Source organism: Bulleidia sp. zg-1013 (assembly GCF_019798045.1).
GTDB lineage: Bacteria > Bacillota_I > Bacilli_A > Erysipelotrichales > Erysipelotrichaceae > Bulleidia.
Map to the genome: position 1 here is coordinate 75,076 of NZ_JAGXEX010000001.1, position 16,681 is coordinate 91,756.

The window sequence follows — 16,681 nt, forward strand, 5'->3', positions numbered from 1 at the left end:
TGACAGGAACGTCCAGCGCGGTACCATCCTGATTTACCACTTCTTAAAAAAGAAATAAGTACACTCTATAAGATCAATAACGCGATCAGCGGTATGTTTTCATACTCTAAGAGGTAGCTTTCCTAAGCCAATAGCGATGGGTTTCCAGCCTTTCCCACTCTCTATACGCCATTCTCTTCGTACTTATCCTCTATCTTTGATTTAGGATTATTCTACCATAAAAAAGAATTTTGTTGGGTTAATCTTTGCACTAAAGTTGTTTTTCGCACATTTTTTTCTTCTAAATAACTTCCTCTTTCAAATTCTTCACGAGAACCGAAGATATATAAATATTTTGAACTACGGGTGACGGCGGTATACAACAATCTCTTTCGTAGCATAATACGATGTTGAGCACAAATCGGCACAATAACCATCGGGTACTCTGAACCTTGGGATTTATGAATGGAGATACAATACGCTAAACTTAATTTATCTAAATTTTGATGAGAATATTCCACCACATGATCACCAAATAAGACAAATATTAAGGCTTGTTCCGGATGCTTTGGATCATCTATTTGAATTTCCTCAATAAAGCCAATATCACCATTATACACATCATCATCCGGCTGATTTTTTAATTGCATAACCTTATCTCCTTCACGGAATAAACGTTGCCCTTGTTGGACTTCTTTTTTATTCTCTTTGGCTGGATTAAATAGGTCTTGTAAAGACATATTTAAAGCATCAATGCCAGCGGTACCATGATACATTGGTGCAATCACTTGAATATCCTCTAAAGTCAAACCCTTTTCTAAAGCAGCTTGAATAACCGCTTGTATCTTAGGTCGTATTTCATGAATAGCACATTCTTCGAATTGCACATCTTGATGAAATTTTGTTAAGTCTAAGCTTTCTTGGCGAATAGCTAAGGCCAATTGAATGACTTCTGATCCTTCTTTTTGGCGATAAATATGGGTTAATTGACGATAACCAAACTGTTTAGAAACAATTAAATCTCTTAATAAAGAACCAGGGGCTACACTAGGTAACTGGTCTTCATCCCCAATCACACAAATCTTTTTCACCAATCCACAAGCCAACAAAATATGATAGAACAACCATTGATCCACCATAGAAAACTCATCAATAATCAATAAATCCGCTTGAATGGGATCTTCTTCATCCTTTTGAAATAAATTGGCTTCTAAATTCCATTGCAATAAAGAATGAATGGTCGTTGCCTTAACATCGCAAACTTCCGACAAATGTTTCGCCGCTCTTCCCGTTGGCGCACAACAAGCCACAACTTTAGCTGGATAAAGGCGTTTAAACAAATGCACAAAAGCACGAACTAAAGTTGTTTTACCTGTTCCTGGTCCACCTGTTAAAATCACAAAATCTTCTTGAAAGAAATGATGAATAGCTTGAATTTGCGTTTCATCGTAGATAATACCCAGCTCTTTTTGTAAAGCATGAATTTCTTTCTCCAAACGTTGCTTATCATAATCTTCTAAGCTTCCTACTGGAAATTGACTTAAAGCGTTCGCAATTCCGACCTCCGCTTCATATTGAGCTAAAGGATAAATTCGATTTTCTTCTTGAATCAATGAACCACGAAATAGAATTTGATTTAAAACCGATGAAAAAATTGTTTCATCCAAATGACTTAGATTCATAAAGTTGGCTAGTAATTCTTCATAGCTAACAAAGCTATTTCCACTATTCATCGTCATTTTATCAACCAAAGAAAGAATGTAAGCGTAAATCCTTCTCTCGTCTTTTTTATCAATATTTAGGTATTGACCAATTTTGTCTGCCATTTTAAAGCCAATGCCTTGAATATCTTCAACTAAACGATATGGATTTTCCATCACTTGATTAAAAGCCTCTTTACCATAGAAACGATGAATACTCAATAAATTAGCATGCCCAATGCCGGCAATGCTTAACAAAGGAATTAATTTTTCAAAACCCTCTTCTTCTTGTTGCAGGTTTTCAATAATAGAATTTTTCTGTTTCAATGTAAGCGATGGGACAAGATCTAAACAACTTTTATCTTCTTTAATCTTAGCGATGCAATCTAAACCCAAGGTTTCCACAATTCGCTTCGCTGTTTTTTTACCAATATAACGAAAATTTCCACCACTAAAGTAATGAATATAACTTTCTTCATCTTTTGGTGCTATTTTCTTAGCCTCTAGGCAAGCAAACTGTAGACCATATTTAGGATGATCTAAGTAAGTTCCTTTTAATGCATAAGACACTTCCTCATCAATCGAAGAAAAGTAGCCGGTAATTGTTAAAGTATCGTTTTCAATCTCATCATGAAACTTAGCAACGGTATAAAAATTCTCTTCGTTACGGAAGAGAATGTATTTGAATTTACCTTGCAACATCACATAATCACTCATGTCGGTATTGCTTTCCTTCTTGATTAACCTTAGCCATTAAATCTTGCCCATTTTGATAAACAATATCAATCTGTCCACCAGCAATCATAACATCCCCATCATAAAGCACAGCCTCTTGACCCGGGGTAACGGCTTCAACCCCTTGTGGATACTTTAATAAAACGCTTTGTTCATCTATTTTTTCAATCGTAACCGCTTGGTCTTGTTGACGATAACGGAATTTAGCGCTTCCCCGCAAAGGAAATTGACGATTCGCTAACCAATTCATCTTCGTTACCAAACAAGAATCGGATGTTAACCAATGACGATGTTCTTGGTCAACCACATAAAGTATGTTGGTTTCCACATTTTTACCGACTACAAAGAAGGGACCAATTCCACCAATATCCAAACCTTTTCTTTGCCCAATGGTGTAATAAAGAACACCTTTATGTTCACCCACCACTTTCTTTTCCACAATATTGACAATCTTACCGGACTTCATTGGTAAATAATTGCTTAAGAAAGCACGGAAATCCCTTTCACCAATAAAACAGATACCCGTACTATCTTTCTTTTTAGCAATGGATAAATCCAATTCAGTCGCAATGCGACGCACCTCTGTTTTTTCAACTTCAGCTAAAGGAAATAGCACATGATCCAACACTTCTCGATTGACTTCAGCCAAAAAATAGGATTGATCTTTATTACGATCATCTGCTTTTATTAAGACTCCATGACCATTTTCATGTCCTAATTTCACATAATGCCCTGTCGCGACTGTTTCAAATCCTTCTTGACGAGCAAATTTCATAAATTTCGCAAACTTGATATAACGATTACAAAGTATATCTGGATTGGGGGTTCTTCCTTTTTGGTATTCGCTGAGAAAAGTTTGGAAAACATCATCCCAATACTCTTTAATAAAATCAACACGCAATAAAGGTAATCCTAATTTATCCGCCACCGCTTTCGCATCCGCATAATCGGATTCTTGTGAACATACTGAATCATTTAAAGTGGGATTTCCGGCAAAATCACCATTCGCAACACTATCCCAATTACGCATAAAAGCACAAGTTACATCATGTCCTTGTTTCTGCAATAAATAAGCGGCGATGGCGGAATCCACCCCACCTGATAAACCAACCAATATTTTCATACGTCACCATTATAGCATTAAAAAACAAGCAAAACTTTAATTTGCTTGTTTGCGTAAATCTTCAAAACCATTTTGACAAAGCTTGTAGTTAGGACAATTTGGTCCGCAAGCTTCATTCGCAAATTCTCTGAGTTCTCTTGGCACAAAGACACCCATTTCTTCTTCATCATAACCTACTTGAAAACTATTTTCCGAGATGATAATCGGACGTTTTAAAACAGAAGGATTTTTCTTTATAAAGTGAACTAGTTCATCCACTGTCATCGCATCCAAATCCAAATTCATTTCTTGAATGACTTTAGAACGCTTAGAAATAATATCATCTGAGCCATTTTCAGAGCGCATTAATAAATGTTTAATTTCATTATCATTCAATAATGTTTTGAAAATATTTTTTTCTATAAAAGGTAAGTGATGTTCGTTCAGCCAAGATTTCACTTTTCGACAACTAGCACAGCCCGGCGATGTATAGACAACAATCATAATTTACCTCCTCGCGAAAAATATTATAGCATTATTTACCTCATTGAGAAATATCTTTCCTTGTGGCAAAATAGAGAAGAAATTGAGGTATTTTATGAAAAAAATGTTAAGTGGAATTAAGCCTACGGGACAATTACACCTAGGTAACTACATTGGTGCTCTGAAGAACTTTGTTCAGCTACAAGATGACTACGAAATGTTTGTGTTTATTGCGAATTTGCATTGCATCACCGTGCCCCAAGATCCAAAGATTTTAAAAAAGAATTTAAAAGATTGTATCTTATTATACTTGGCTTGTGGTCTTGACCCTAAAAAATCAACTATCTTCTTACAAACTGATGTGCCTGCCCACGCTCAACTTGGTTTTATTATGACCAGTAACACCTACCTTGGTGAATTAAATCGAATGACACAATTCAAGGATAAACAAGCCAAAGGAGAAACTTCTTTAACTGGTGGTATTTATACCTATCCCTCTTTAATGGCGGCGGATATCTTACTTTATGGAGCCGATTATGTACCAGTTGGTGAAGACCAAAAGCAACACGTCGAATTAACTCGTGATTTAGCGGAGAGAATGAATAATAAGTATGGTTGTGATTTCCAAATTCCCGAACCGGTTGTGCCGAAAACGGGTGCTCGGATTATGTCCTTACAAAATCCTAAGAAAAAGATGTCGAAATCAGATGATAGTGAAAAAGGCATTGTTTATTTGTTAGATAATCCAAAAGTGGCCCGCAAAAAGATTATGGCGGCCGTTACGGATATGGTAGCTAAAGTTCATTATGATCCAGAGAATCAACCCGGTATCTCTAACTTAATGCAAATATATTCTGCTTTAAACCATAATAAATCCATGGCTGATATTGAAAAGGAATTTGAAGGTAAAGGTTATAGCGATTTCAAGAAAGTCGTTGCTGACAGTGTTGTTTGTGAGTTGGAAAAAATTCAATCTAATTACAAACGTTTCGAAGCTGCGGGTCATGTGAATGAGATTTTAAAGGAAGGGGCTGAAAGAGCCAACCCTATTGCCAATAAGACCTTATGGAAGGTACAAAAAAGGATGGGTATGACCATCCAATTCAAAAAGTAGAACGACTTCCTATATATTATCCATAAAGTAGGTTTCTAAAATAGAAATCTACATTTCTTTTTATTAGCTTTCAATTCTAACTGCATATTATTCCACTGGTTGCTGGTAGAAATTACCAATGACTCTTTCCACTTCATAAACTGTCACAAAAGCCATAGGATCCACCTTTTTCACCGCCTGCACAATATTCGCCACTTGACTCTGATTCACCGTTAACATCAATAAATTATGTGTGCGTTTCTTATACACTCCCAAGACTTGAATTTGCGTAATACCATGGCGATAGAGCTTAAAAATTCTTTGGCTTACATCTTCGGGATAGTCAGTAATGATTTCCATTCGTGATAATTTATAACGAGAATACATCGTATTCACCACTTGTGTTGAAACAAATTGAAAGATAATCGAATATAAAGCTAAACTCCAGCCACTACGAATACCGGCAATCGCTAATACTAAGGCATTGATGATTAAAATATAATTCCAAGTAGGGCGATTTAAACGGGCACTTAAATCAATCGCAATGAAATCCGTCCCCCCACTTGACGCATTCGCATTCAATGCTATTCCGACTGAAAAACCATTGAGAATACCACCAAATACTGCAATCAATAATTGATCATTCGTAATGACATTGAAGTTTAAAAAGGTGGTGAAGAAAGAAGCTAATGAATACCATAAGAACGAAAAAAGAATAAACTTATGACCAATCCGTTTCCAAACTAAGATTGTCACAAGAATATTTAAACCAAAATAAACGAGTGCAAAGGGAATTTCAATTCCTATCCTATCGTAAATAATTTGGATAGCCAAACGAGCAATTCCGGCAAAGCCACTTGGGTATAAGTTCCCCCATTTCACAAAAGTTTGTAAGCCATAGGCATACAAGAATGCGGACACAATAATCATCAACACATTCCGAATATCTTTTTTCACAAAGTGAACTTTTAATGCTTTTAATTTCATGACAAATAAATTCTAACACAAATTAAAAAGCGGTAAACCGCTTAATGGATATTCCGAACAACTTCACAAACTGATTCCGAACATTCCGAGCAATCTTCATGGCTCATTAGGATTTCAATCGCCCTTGTATCCATCGCAAAGGCTTCTATTTGTACCAAAGCACCACATGGTAACGCCGAAACACCAAGCACCGTACGAGCCGGATATGGTTCTTTAAAATATCCTGCCATTTTTTTATCGACGACGTATAAATCTTCCATATTTACTAAATACACCCTTGTCGTTAAAATATAACGAGCCCCTAATCCCGCTTCTTTTAAAATCATATCCATGTTCTTAAGACATTGTTCCACTTGACTTTCAATATCTTTGGCTATCAAGCGGCCATTTTCATCCATTGGCAGCTGAGCAGCAATATAAATCGAATCCCCACTCTTAATAGCGGAAGAAGAGTTTTTACAAGCACATATTTTTTTCGGTTGAATACTTTCTTGAATCATAGTTACTCCTGTTCTCTTTTGCTTAACCAAAAGCAATGATGGATATTCTCTTATTCTTACCTTATTAGAATAACTAAATATAGAATAAAATGCGAAGAATATGATTATAAAAGGATTATCCCATTTTTGAAGAGGATAATCTTTCTACTATTTAAATTGGTTTAAAAAATCCGGTCCTTTAATCACTTCGGTATGACTTAAACCCGGGTAGCCTAATTGACGATTCACTTCATAGGCACATAAAGCCACGCAATTGCTTAGGTTCAGAGAACGTGCTTCTTGAACCATGGGAATGCGAATACAATACTCTTCATGACTGGCTAGAATTTCCTTTGGTATACCCGTACTCTCTTTGCCGAAGATTAAATAAATATCTTGTTCTTTTGGATAGAGGAAGGAATCTGGTGTGCGCTTACCATAGCGTGTCACATAATAGAATAAACCTTTACCCTCGTGTTCCTTCAAAAAAGCATCCCAATTCATGTATTTAACATAATCCACATTTTCGCTATAATCCATCCCTGCTCGTTTTAGATGTTTCTCATCCAGACGAAAACCAAGAGGTTCTATGAGACATAATTTCATATTCCAAGCTGCACAAGTGCGCATAATATTTCCGGTATTACCGGGAATTTCAGGTTCAAATAAAACAATATAAATCATATAAGCTTTCTCCTTAAGCGGTAAAAAGAATAGTACAACATTCCCCCAAACAATAAACTCAATAGCCCGAAGATTAAGATAATCCGCATTACCATGCTATAAAAGAAGCTCTCTGGAAACATATTAATCATTAAAGAAACATTGGGATCTAAAAGAAATAAATCATTATCAAAGAATAAATAATGAAAATTCATCCAAAAGTTATAAAAATCCGTGATGGCGTATAACACTATCACCACGATTAAGCTACCAAAACAAAGCCCTCCATAGCAAAAACTTTCCCATAAAAATGAACGTATTCCATCCTTATGTTTAAGAAACTCATAAAGAAATAGTCCCAACAAAAAGATAATACTCCCATGACGCACTAACATTGCTTTTTCATAAAGCTTCTTCACATCTAACATATGTTTGCTTTCTCTTTCATCAAAAACTTCTCTTTCTTGACCATTGACTTTCGCTTTAATAAGAATATTTTCCCGTTTGCCCTTGATATAATCCAATAAAACATGGGAAGCTTTCAGCAAATCTTCTTCACTCATTCCCATTACTTCCATGGTGTTTTCTTTACGATACGAAGAACGGAACAAGTTTTCATCAAAAGCAACGAAATCAATTACTGTTAGTAACAAAGCCAAAAAAAAGAAAAAACCCATTAAACTTGTTTTAAGCCATCTCATATTCAAACCATTCTTTAAGCTGACGAACCGCAATTCCTCTATGCGAAATCGCCGCTTTTTCTTCATCGCTCATTTCTGCTAAAGTTTTACCACTTTCTTTATCTAGCATAATTGGATCATAACCAAAGCCATGTTCCCCCTTTGCCTCAAAAGCTACTTCCACTTCGCATTCACCACGAAAGAAAATTGTTTCTTGATTTGGTCTAGCCAACGCCAAAACACAAACGTAACGAGCTAAACGGTTCTCTTCATTTCTCATTCTATCTAAAATTACTTGGTTTTTATAACGATAAGGCGTTAGTTCCCCCAACCAACGCGCTGAATAGACACCGGGTTGACCATCAAAGGCATCAATTTCTAAACCGGAGTCATCACTAATTACCATACAACCCAATAACTTAGAAGCGGTTTCTGCTTTAATACGAGCATTATCTTCAAAAGTAAAGCCATCTTCTTCAATTTCAGGAAAATCTTTGTAATCCAGTAAGCTTTTAACCAGGTAGCCCATTGGTTCTAACATTTGTTTGAATTCGTGGACTTTATTTTGGTTTTTCGTTGCAATAATAATTTCACTTTTCATATAAAAATCCTACCACATATTTAAGTAATTCAAAAAAGAAAATAAAAAGCGCCCTTTAGCGCAGCTGGGGTAGAGAGATTCGAACTCACGCATGACTGGTTCAGAGCCAGTTGCCTTACCGCTTGGCTATACCCCAATAACTGCTTTAAATTATAAAGTTTTTCTAGAAAAATACAACTATAAGGCTATAATAATAAAGATACAGTAATAAGGAGAAATACATGAGAAGAACAAGATTTGCGCCTAGTCCAACTGGCTATATGCATATTGGTAACTTAAGAACGGCGTTATATACCTACTTAATTGCTAAAAAAGATCCGGAGGGTGTCTTTATTCTTCGTATTGAAGATACAGACCAAGGTCGTTTAGTGGAAAAAGCGACGGACATCATTTACCAAACCCTTGAACAATGTCACTTGGAATACGATGAAGGACCAGATAAAGAAGGAAACTTTGGTCCTTATGTTCAATCAGAAAGAATGCGTTCTGGAATTTACCAAAAATATGCGAAAGAATTAATCCAACGTGGTGGAGCACATTATTGTTTCTGCGATGAAGAGATGATCAATACGCAAAAGGAGCTTCAAACAGCCCGTGGTGAAAGCTTTAAATACGATGATCCATGTAAATTATTATCCACAGAGGAATGTGAAAAGAGAATTGAAAATGGGGAGGCTTATGTGATTCGCCAAACCATTCCGACAACAGGTACAACTTCTTTTGATGATGAAGTCTTTGGTCATATTACTGTGGAGAATGAAACCTTAGATGAATCTATTTTATTAAAGTCCGATGGTTTCCCTACCTATAATTTTGCGAATATCATTGATGATCATACAATGAACATTACCCACGTGGTGCGTGGTATGGAATACTTAAGCTCAACTCCAAAATACAACCTCATCTACCAAGCCTTTGATTGGCATATTCCAAGCTATGTGCATTGTCCACCTGTTATGAAGGATGAAAAAACAAAGTTATCCAAACGTAATGGTGATGCCTCTTTCCAAGACTTAATGGAAAAAGGCTATTTACCAGAAGCAGTCTTAAATTACATTGCCTTGTTAGGTTGGGCTCCTGAAACGGATCAAGAGATTTATACATTAGACGAATTAGTAGAAGCCTTTAATGTAAAACATATTGGTACATCTGGGGCTATCTTTGATATCAATAAATTAACTTGGGTAAATGCACAATGGTTAAGAAATATGGATTTGGATCAATATAGCCAACTCATAGAACCATATATTGCACAAAGTGTTAAAGGAAACTTTGATTTCCATAAGATTGCTAAGATTTTACAAAACCGTGCAGAAACACTAGTTCAAATTCCTGAAATGGTGGATTTCTTTGACCAATTCCCTACTTATGAAAATGATTTATATACCAATAAAAAGATGAAAACCAATCCGGAAATAGCTCTTATTTCCTTAAAGGCCGCTTTACCAGTCTTAGAGGCTCAAAAGGATTGGAATGAACAAACTCTTCATGATAAACTCATGGAATTACCAGCTCAATTAGAAATGAAAAATGGGCAAGTTCTCTTCCCTCTTCGTTTGGCTATCTCCGGTAAACAATTTACACCAGGCGGTGCCATTGAGATTGCTGACATCTTAGGCAAAGAGGAAACGCTAAGAAGATTGCGTTTATCCATTGCTCAATTAGAAAACTAAAGCTATCACTTGATAGCTTTTTTAAATGAAGGAATTAAGCCAATGTTCCTATGATTAAGATGAAAAATAGAATTTTTCATTTCTATTTTATTTCGTCGTTGGTAAGTGATTGGTAATAGTATTCAAAACTTCTTGCCAATCTTTTTCATTTTCTAAAATATCGTATTGATCCACTTCAATCGCTATCTTAGCGGATTTATTGTAAGCTTTATACCAATCTTCGTAATGGGAAATTAAGTCTTTGTAGTAATCTTCTAAGCCATTTTCTTTGGTTGGTTGTTCATAATCCCTACCTCTTTTACGAATATTTTCAAAGATATATGCTGGTTTTGCACTTAGATACACCAATAAATCTGGAGCTTTCTTTGGTAGACTATCCAATTCTTCCATCATATTGTCCACTAAATCGCAATAAAGTTCATATTCTTCTTTGGTGATATTTCCTCTTTCATAATTGATAAAGGTAAACAAGCCATCTTCATAGATACTACGGTCTAAGACATTATTATCTTCATAAAAGGCTTCCTTAATCAATTTAAAGCGCTTATTTAAGAAAAAGATTTGTAGCGCAAAAGCGTAGCGTTTTAAATCCCGATAATATAGAGGCAATATTGGGTTATCTTCCACCGGTTCTTCAAATAAAGTCGTCCCTAAACTTTCAGCTAATTTTTGGGCATAAGTTGTCTTACCTACACCAATCATTCCAGCTAATACAATCATCATGTAACTCTCCTTATGTCTCCTACTTATACCATAATTCACTTGACTTAGGGACTGTTATGCCCATAAAAAAACCCCAATCTAAGATTGAGATTTCCACTTCTTAGTGAGAAGTACTATAACGTTCTTTTAGTGCGTAAGCTAATAAAGCCATGGCAGCTAAACCAACAACACCAAATTCAAATACTTTACTCTTATCCGCTGTTTCAGCTGATTGAGAAGCCTTCTTCTTATCACTTGGTTTAGGTGTTACCTGCGTTGTTTTCTTAACGAAATAATATGGTGAGAAATCATTGTGTTCAAATACAATTTCTTTTCCCTTCGTTGAATGGATGGTCTTCACTTCTTCAAGACTATTGTCTTGTTTACGGTGAAGAATATACACATCTTTCGCATTAAATTTTTCAAGTTTCAAATGAGCCTTTCTCATCTTACCATCTTTCGCTACTTTACCATCTGCACTAACGAAAGAAATATCATAAGCTTCATATTCTTCAGACTTATGGTTTTCTAACTTCGAATCAATCTTCCTAACAACCACCTCATACTTAGGTTCTTCCGGTTTTGGATTTTCTTTTTTATGAACCTTAATCGTTGCCTTAGAAGTCTTTGTTGTATAAGTCAAGCTACGGTTAATGACCTTTACAACTTGTTTGCTAGTGCCGTCATTGATTTCATATTCTTTGCCATCTTGGAATTGTCTTGAAGTTGCTTTTACTTCAACCGGCTTCTTTAAATCCTTAACTGGATTTCCATAATAATCTGTTAATGTTACTACATCACCCTTCTTATTAAGATGACCATCCACACGAACCTTCGCTGTACCGGCTGGAGCTTTTACTTGAACCACAGCACCTGTACGCTTATTGTAAGTTGTACTAGTGGTTTCTTTTGTGCTTAAGTATTTTTCATATTCAGCTTTAATCTCAGCATGAATTCTTTGTACAGCAACTAAGCCGTCTTTAGCATCACTTATATTTTCCTTCGTTGCCTGTTCAGCTGATTTAGGAGTTAAATCTGTCAATTCTAATAAGAATTGTTCAACAGCTTTAATTTCCGCATCAGCAATCTTAGAGAAATGGCTTAAGTCTGTTTCAGCCATATGCATAGCATCCGTTGCTAACCAATAAATAGAATTTTCATTGAATTCATTGTATTCAGTACTAGCTTGGGCAAGACCCTCTGTTTGATTTGGATGATAAGGAATATATGGAGAAAAACGAGGGCTACCTAAAGCTAACCACATGACCGAACGAAGAACATCATTCTTATTGTGATCCACTTGGAAAATATGACTTTCCATCGTGTTACGGTTACCAATTGGATAGTAAGCACCCTTTTGATCATTCGCTACTTTACCAATGTTTTCCAAACGATTTCTCGTTAAAGCCATAACATCCCTTAAATCAATGGACTTCTTATCAGCTGATTGTAAGAAATCATAAACCTTATCATTTTCTTTTACCATTGATTTAGGATTTAATGCTTTGATACCGGAGTAAACACGATAACGATTTCCATTAGAATATTCGCTTGGTCCATAAGACTTGGCCGCATCAATGATATTCTTTTCTTTATCACCAACGAATGTACCGGCCTTTTCAGCTGTACTAAACAAACCTTTTGAATAAATATAGTTACCCGTCTTATCGGTAATATAATTTTCTTTTTCTTCCCCCTTTTCAAGCTTAACTTTATTAATCCAGAAAGTATTAGGGAATACCGAATACTTATCACGAGGATACTTCATAGCCAAAAATTGATGACCGGAATAAACTTCCATGTACCAAAGTTCATCTTTGTCCGCAATAACAAAGGCATTGCCTTCAGCGGCACCATATTTGGCAACAATGTCAGCCATACGTTGAATACCATCTTTAGCACTATCCGCTTCCGCTAAAGTAACAGTCGTAATCAAAGCTTCAGTAATACCATTATCGACATAATTATCAACACTTAAAATCTTATCATTGGCACTTGCTGATACTGTCATATCAGCAATAACCCCTTTTTCGTTATAACCTGCTTCGTCGAATTCACCATATTCAGGTGTGGTATCACTTACAGATGTATACTGATACGAATCATGCGAGAATGTATGCTTGTAACCGGCTTGACAATCGGTGCCACAATCAATCTTAGTGCTGCCTTTCTTGTAAGTGCCAGCTTTATGTACCTTATAGGCTTTATTATGATCCACCTCTAAGTCTTCTGTACGACCAAAGATTGTCGTACCATCTTTTGTTAAGTCGCCGCCAACAATCACACCTGTACATGCGTTAGCAGTTAAAGCCGAAGGGAATGCTAACAAAATGGCGAGCGCAAAAGATCCCAATTTAAGAAATTTCTTTTTCATAATTTCCTCCCATGTATCAACTATATAGAATTAATGCCATGATCGCTATCCAAAAAAAGAAAAATAATTGTATTTTAGCATTAAAAATGATAATTTATTCACTCATTGCGAAAATTGTGAAAACTTTTCAATGAAAAAGATAGATACCGTCTACTTTTTATAACGCATGATAAAACGGGCATATCGTCGACGAAGCCCTCTTAAAACTCGATCATAAGCCTGCCAAAAACGATATTTTTTTGTCTGGAAAACGCAATCAAATTCCCCCACAAACTCTAAGAAATCTCCACCAAAACTCTTCTTGAAATTTTGTTGACCATACATAGGATCATTTGGATTACTGGTGCCTACAACCCCTTCAAAATCATAGCTTTTCGCTCCTTGATCATAGGCATCCTTCATGGCTGCCATATGCAAGGCAAAAGCCGCTCGAAAGTTCATCAGTGTTTTATTGGTGTACATGTACACATTCCATACTTTTTCAGCTTGTTGGATAATAAATTTAGCCCCTAAATAAACATCTTGATTGATATCTAATCCCGCTTCAACAATCTCTTGGATTTCATTTTCCAGGGCTTGAATGTGTTTGTTTTCGATTTCCACTTTATGCAAATCTTTAATTTCTAATATATGCTGGCGCGCTTCTTGTAACTGAGTCTCCAAAGAGAGTTTTGCTTGATGATAATTGGTTTTCACCACATAAAAACGAGCATACTCTTCATAAATATCCCAAAAACGTTCAAAATAAACTTCTTTTTTCGGTAAAAAGCCAAGCTTTTTCGCTAATTCTTGTTGGGCTTGTACCAAAATCCACAAGTCTTGTTTACTTCCTTTTCTTACTTCCACCAATCGTTCAGCATTTTTAGCTGTATAATTGGCTTGACGCTTGATGCTTTTTAAACAAGCTTTCCACTCCATATCCAAATCTTTGACATAGGTAAAACGAGACATCCAGTTTCCAGCATAGCCATAGTTATACCCCAAATGATGAAAGCCTTGCTCAATTAAAAATTGAGTGAACCATTCTTGATTAAAGCCCCCTTCTTTTAGGCGACCATCTTTTTCATGTTCCAAACGACAAACGTTGGGATCGATACGCAAGAAGCAAGAACCTTTTTTCTTAGCAAACTCTTTTAAATGTTCCAATAAAAAATAAAGTACATCCTTCTTTTCTAAATCCACATTAAAACCATATTGGCAATAAGAATATTGAATTGGTAAAGCTTTATATTTCTTATGCACCATCACCGCTGTCGCTAGTATATTTCCCTGATTGTCGCTCACCGCCAGTAAATCTCCATCTGTATACCCATTAAGCTTCGCTAAATCTATGAAATTTGATGTTTTCGAATAATGATTCAAGTTAGAATGAATCGCAAATTCATCAAATATTTTTCTATCCAAGGATTCTAAAAACTTCATTTGACTTGCCCTCTTCTTTTCGCTACCCATTGTCTAAATTTTGGATAAAGATGATCAAAAGCATAGTAAAGAACTGGGTTTAAAACCAAATTAAACTCCCCAATCAATTCTTCCACTTCCATGCCCCAATTGGATTTAAATATAGTTAAGCCATCGTCTAAACTTCCCTCAATACCACCAAAGGAGCAATACGGAATCTTTAAAACCAGACAATGCTGTAAAGCGGCGTTATATAAGGCATAGGAAGCGTAATACTTTAGATAATCCGGATGATTACCCATGTAAAACAATTCCATCACACCTTGATTATAAGCTCCTAATAAACCACAGATGACTACTTCATCTTTTCCTTCTTGCTGAAATCTTTCTCGTAAAGAAGAAATCGTTCTTTGTGTCTTATCCAATTCCGTTTGCAAGTTGTTTTTTTGCTTAAGACTTAGACCTTTTTCTGCCAGCTTATTTTTCAAATCGTTTTCTTTCTGTTCTAAACGAGTAATCTGGCGAGGGAAATGAATCGTCGCAATCATGCTGATAGAGCGATACCCATATACCTCCAGCATATGCCTAAAATACTCTTCATTTCGTAAGGCAATTTGTTTGCGTTTTTCCGTGTAATGCATACTTTGAGCTAATTCTTGGCTGAATTGAAGACCTTCATGAATTTCAACCCCTTTTTCTTGAGCTTGGCGGATGCATTTTCTTGTTTTGTAATTGAGTTTTTCGAAATAATTTTCACTCATGTGCTTGCAAGCATTAAACCGAGGTTGCGTGGTTTCTTCCATAAGAGTAGTATAGCCTTTATGTTGAATGCCTAACTTCTTTAGTAGAGCAATATAGTCTTCCAGTTGTCTTTCCGGTTTTTGTTCTCTTTGTTCATAAGGATAAGACCTTGAAATCAAATATGGATCAAAACGGATAGCGATGGCTTTTTTAATTTTCGCAAATTTCTTTAATTCTTGAAAATAGAAAGTCACTTGTTTTTCATTATGAACATCCAGAATAGGACCTCTAGGTAAATAAAATAATTGATAAGATCCAAATAAATGACGCATCAAAACTAAGCCCGTTCCAACTAATTTACCATCTTCATAAATCCCTGTAAAAAAAGGAATCCAGTTATTTTTAACATCCGCCCAACTGCTTTCTTGAAATAAATTATTTTGTGAAGAACGATGCACAAAGTCATCAAACTCTTGTTTATTAATATCACTACAAAACTGATAAGACATGAAACCTCTCCTTTTATAATCCTCTTTTATTATAATCTCTCAAGCTCTATATGTCATATAGAAAAAGACTCCCTGTGGAGCCTTGCAGTAGTGAGTACGGGATTCGAACCCGCACATCCCGCCTTGAGAGGGCGGTGTGTTAAACCATTTCACCAACTCACCATGGAAAAGAAGGAATTTCCTTCTCTTATAAAGCCTTCTTAGCCGCTTCAACTAACTTAGTAAAACCAGCTTCATCATGAATGGCAATTTCTGATAACATCTTTCTGTTAATCGAAATATTGGCAAGCTTTAAGCCGTGCATAAACTTAGAATATGATAAATCAAATGGACGAACAGCCGCATTGATACGAGCAATCCATAATTTACGCATTTCACGTTTAATTTGTTTACGATGGTTATAAGCATAGCGCAATGAACGCATGACTTGTTCATTAGCTGTTCTATAAAGCGCATGTTTACTACCAAAGTAACCTTTGGCTAACTTTAAGACTTTCTTTCTTCTATTTCTTGTTGGTGTTGATCCTTTTACTCTCATCGTTTAGCCCCCCTATTAACCTTGTAATAATTGCGATACGCGCTTAACATCTGATGCTGAAACAGTGGTATCCTTCGATAAATGTTTCTTTTGTTTATGCGTCTTATTAGCCGCAAAGTGACTAACGTAATTGTGTTGAACAGAAATCTTACCGGAACCAGTTACTTTCGAACGCTTAGCGAAAGTCTTTTTGGTTTTCATTTTGATTTTCTTTGGTTTTCTTGCTTTTGCTTTCATATTC

The 16,681-nt window shown here is 35.8% G+C and carries 16 protein-coding genes and 2 tRNA genes; 2 read left to right on the forward strand and 16 right to left on the reverse strand.

The features are described from left to right. Positions 1-212: 212 nt before the first annotated feature. Genes K7I92_RS00345 through spx form a run of 3 tightly spaced genes read right to left on the reverse strand, consistent with a single transcriptional unit; the run spans position 213 to position 4,020 of the window. The gene (locus K7I92_RS00345; RefSeq protein ID WP_220281618.1) at positions 213-2,396 is read right to left on the reverse strand and encodes an ATP-dependent RecD-like DNA helicase; all 2,184 of its coding nucleotides are present in this window, start codon (positions 2,394-2,396) and stop codon (positions 213-215) included. Next, positions 2,389-3,537: a tRNA 2-thiouridine(34) synthase MnmA gene (gene mnmA / locus K7I92_RS00350; RefSeq protein ID WP_220281619.1), complete on the reverse strand. Its 1,149-nt coding sequence runs from the start codon at positions 3,535-3,537 to the stop codon at positions 2,389-2,391. Before mnmA ends, K7I92_RS00345 begins: the two co-directional genes overlap by 8 nt. Positions 3,538-3,573: 36 nt before the next feature. Further along, positions 3,574-4,020: a transcriptional regulator Spx gene (gene spx, locus K7I92_RS00355; RefSeq protein ID WP_203245643.1), complete on the reverse strand. Its 447-nt coding sequence runs from the start codon at positions 4,018-4,020 to the stop codon at positions 3,574-3,576. A gap of 94 nt (positions 4,021-4,114) precedes the next feature. On the opposite strand from spx, the gene trpS reads away from it, so the two are divergent. Further along, positions 4,115-5,113: a tryptophan--tRNA ligase gene (gene trpS / locus K7I92_RS00360; protein ID WP_220281620.1), complete on the forward strand. Its 999-nt coding sequence runs from the start codon at positions 4,115-4,117 to the stop codon at positions 5,111-5,113. A gap of 87 nt (positions 5,114-5,200) precedes the next feature. Here the strand turns inward: trpS and K7I92_RS00365 are convergent, their stop codons facing one another. The 6 genes from K7I92_RS00365 to K7I92_RS00390 form a co-directional block, all read right to left on the reverse strand. Further along, positions 5,201-6,079 (reverse strand): YitT family protein, encoded by an 879-nt coding sequence (locus tag K7I92_RS00365; RefSeq protein WP_220281621.1) that lies wholly within the window; start codon positions 6,077-6,079, stop codon positions 5,201-5,203. Positions 6,080-6,120: 41 nt separating this feature from the next. Continuing rightward, positions 6,121-6,579: a RidA family protein gene (locus K7I92_RS00370; RefSeq protein WP_220281622.1), complete on the reverse strand. Its 459-nt coding sequence runs from the start codon at positions 6,577-6,579 to the stop codon at positions 6,121-6,123. Positions 6,580-6,726: 147 nt separating this feature from the next. Then, a complete protein-coding gene (locus K7I92_RS00375; protein ID WP_203245639.1) occupies positions 6,727-7,242 on the reverse strand; it encodes a tRNA (cytidine(34)-2'-O)-methyltransferase in 516 nt (171 codons plus the stop codon). Then, positions 7,239-7,922, reverse strand: a complete 684-nt coding sequence (locus tag K7I92_RS00380; RefSeq protein WP_203245638.1) for a TIGR01906 family membrane protein — start codon at positions 7,920-7,922, stop codon at positions 7,239-7,241. Before K7I92_RS00380 ends, K7I92_RS00375 begins: the two co-directional genes overlap by 4 nt. Continuing rightward, positions 7,909-8,502, reverse strand: a complete 594-nt coding sequence (gene rdgB / locus K7I92_RS00385; RefSeq protein WP_203245637.1) for an RdgB/HAM1 family non-canonical purine NTP pyrophosphatase — start codon at positions 8,500-8,502, stop codon at positions 7,909-7,911. Before rdgB ends, K7I92_RS00380 begins: the two co-directional genes overlap by 14 nt. Positions 8,503-8,566: 64 nt before the next feature. After that, positions 8,567-8,638, reverse strand: a tRNA-Gln gene (locus K7I92_RS00390). A gap of 85 nt (positions 8,639-8,723) precedes the next feature. Between K7I92_RS00390 and gltX the strand changes: the two genes are divergently transcribed. Further along, the gene (gltX, locus tag K7I92_RS00395; protein ID WP_203245636.1) at positions 8,724-10,175 is read left to right on the forward strand and encodes a glutamate--tRNA ligase; all 1,452 of its coding nucleotides are present in this window, start codon (positions 8,724-8,726) and stop codon (positions 10,173-10,175) included. Between the two features lie 87 nt (positions 10,176-10,262). Here the strand turns inward: gltX and K7I92_RS00400 are convergent, their stop codons facing one another. From K7I92_RS00400 to rpmI, 7 genes are all read right to left on the reverse strand, one after another. Further along, positions 10,263-10,898, reverse strand: a complete 636-nt coding sequence (locus tag K7I92_RS00400) for a deoxynucleoside kinase (protein WP_203245635.1) — start codon at positions 10,896-10,898, stop codon at positions 10,263-10,265. A gap of 100 nt (positions 10,899-10,998) precedes the next feature. Further along, positions 10,999-13,251, reverse strand: coding sequence for a C69 family dipeptidase (locus tag K7I92_RS00405; protein WP_220281623.1), 2,253 nt, complete (start codon positions 13,249-13,251; stop codon positions 10,999-11,001). Between the two features lie 150 nt (positions 13,252-13,401). Continuing rightward, positions 13,402-14,673 carry a peptidoglycan bridge formation glycyltransferase FemA/FemB family protein gene (locus K7I92_RS00410; RefSeq protein ID WP_220281624.1) on the reverse strand — a complete coding sequence of 424 codons (1,272 nt, stop codon included), beginning with the start codon at positions 14,671-14,673 and terminating at the stop codon, positions 13,402-13,404. After that, positions 14,670-15,902, reverse strand: a complete 1,233-nt coding sequence (locus K7I92_RS00415; protein WP_220281625.1) for a peptidoglycan bridge formation glycyltransferase FemA/FemB family protein — start codon at positions 15,900-15,902, stop codon at positions 14,670-14,672. Before K7I92_RS00415 ends, K7I92_RS00410 begins: the two co-directional genes overlap by 4 nt. 88 nt (positions 15,903-15,990) lie before the next feature. Continuing rightward, a tRNA-Glu gene (locus K7I92_RS00420) sits at positions 15,991-16,064 on the reverse strand. Positions 16,065-16,089: 25 nt separating this feature from the next. Then, positions 16,090-16,440 (reverse strand): 50S ribosomal protein L20, encoded by a 351-nt coding sequence (rplT, locus tag K7I92_RS00425; protein WP_203245631.1) that lies wholly within the window; start codon positions 16,438-16,440, stop codon positions 16,090-16,092. Positions 16,441-16,455: 15 nt separating this feature from the next. Next, on the reverse strand, positions 16,456-16,677 hold the full coding sequence (gene rpmI, locus K7I92_RS00430) for a 50S ribosomal protein L35 (protein ID WP_203245630.1): 222 nt from the start codon (positions 16,675-16,677) through the stop codon (positions 16,456-16,458). Between the last annotated feature and the right edge of the window lie 4 nt (positions 16,678-16,681).

Excerpts from the sequence above, each read along its gene's own strand:
- K7I92_RS00345 (WP_220281618.1), bottom strand. The coding sequence starts at position 2,396 with ATGAGTGATTATGTGATGTTGCAAGGTAAATTCAAATACATTCTCTTC.
- mnmA (WP_220281619.1), bottom strand. The coding sequence starts at position 3,537 with ATGAAAATATTGGTTGGTTTATCAGGTGGGGTGGATTCCGCCATCGCC.
- spx (WP_203245643.1), bottom strand. The coding sequence starts at position 4,020 with ATGATTGTTGTCTATACATCGCCGGGCTGTGCTAGTTGTCGAAAAGTG.
- trpS (WP_220281620.1), top strand. The coding sequence starts at position 4,115 with ATGAAAAAAATGTTAAGTGGAATTAAGCCTACGGGACAATTACACCTA.
- K7I92_RS00365 (WP_220281621.1), bottom strand. The coding sequence starts at position 6,079 with ATGAAATTAAAAGCATTAAAAGTTCACTTTGTGAAAAAAGATATTCGG.
- K7I92_RS00370 (WP_220281622.1), bottom strand. The coding sequence starts at position 6,579 with ATGATTCAAGAAAGTATTCAACCGAAAAAAATATGTGCTTGTAAAAAC.
- K7I92_RS00375 (WP_203245639.1), bottom strand. The coding sequence starts at position 7,242 with ATGATTTATATTGTTTTATTTGAACCTGAAATTCCCGGTAATACCGGA.
- K7I92_RS00380 (WP_203245638.1), bottom strand. The coding sequence starts at position 7,922 with ATGAGATGGCTTAAAACAAGTTTAATGGGTTTTTTCTTTTTTTTGGCT.
- rdgB (WP_203245637.1), bottom strand. The coding sequence starts at position 8,502 with ATGAAAAGTGAAATTATTATTGCAACGAAAAACCAAAATAAAGTCCAC.
- gltX (WP_203245636.1), top strand. The coding sequence starts at position 8,724 with ATGAGAAGAACAAGATTTGCGCCTAGTCCAACTGGCTATATGCATATT.
- K7I92_RS00400 (WP_203245635.1), bottom strand. The coding sequence starts at position 10,898 with ATGATGATTGTATTAGCTGGAATGATTGGTGTAGGTAAGACAACTTAT.
- K7I92_RS00405 (WP_220281623.1), bottom strand. The coding sequence starts at position 13,251 with ATGAAAAAGAAATTTCTTAAATTGGGATCTTTTGCGCTCGCCATTTTG.
- K7I92_RS00410 (WP_220281624.1), bottom strand. The coding sequence starts at position 14,673 with ATGAAGTTTTTAGAATCCTTGGATAGAAAAATATTTGATGAATTTGCG.
- K7I92_RS00415 (WP_220281625.1), bottom strand. The coding sequence starts at position 15,902 with ATGTCTTATCAGTTTTGTAGTGATATTAATAAACAAGAGTTTGATGAC.
- rplT (WP_203245631.1), bottom strand. The coding sequence starts at position 16,440 with ATGAGAGTAAAAGGATCAACACCAACAAGAAATAGAAGAAAGAAAGTC.
- rpmI (WP_203245630.1), bottom strand. The coding sequence starts at position 16,677 with ATGAAAGCAAAAGCAAGAAAACCAAAGAAAATCAAAATGAAAACCAAA.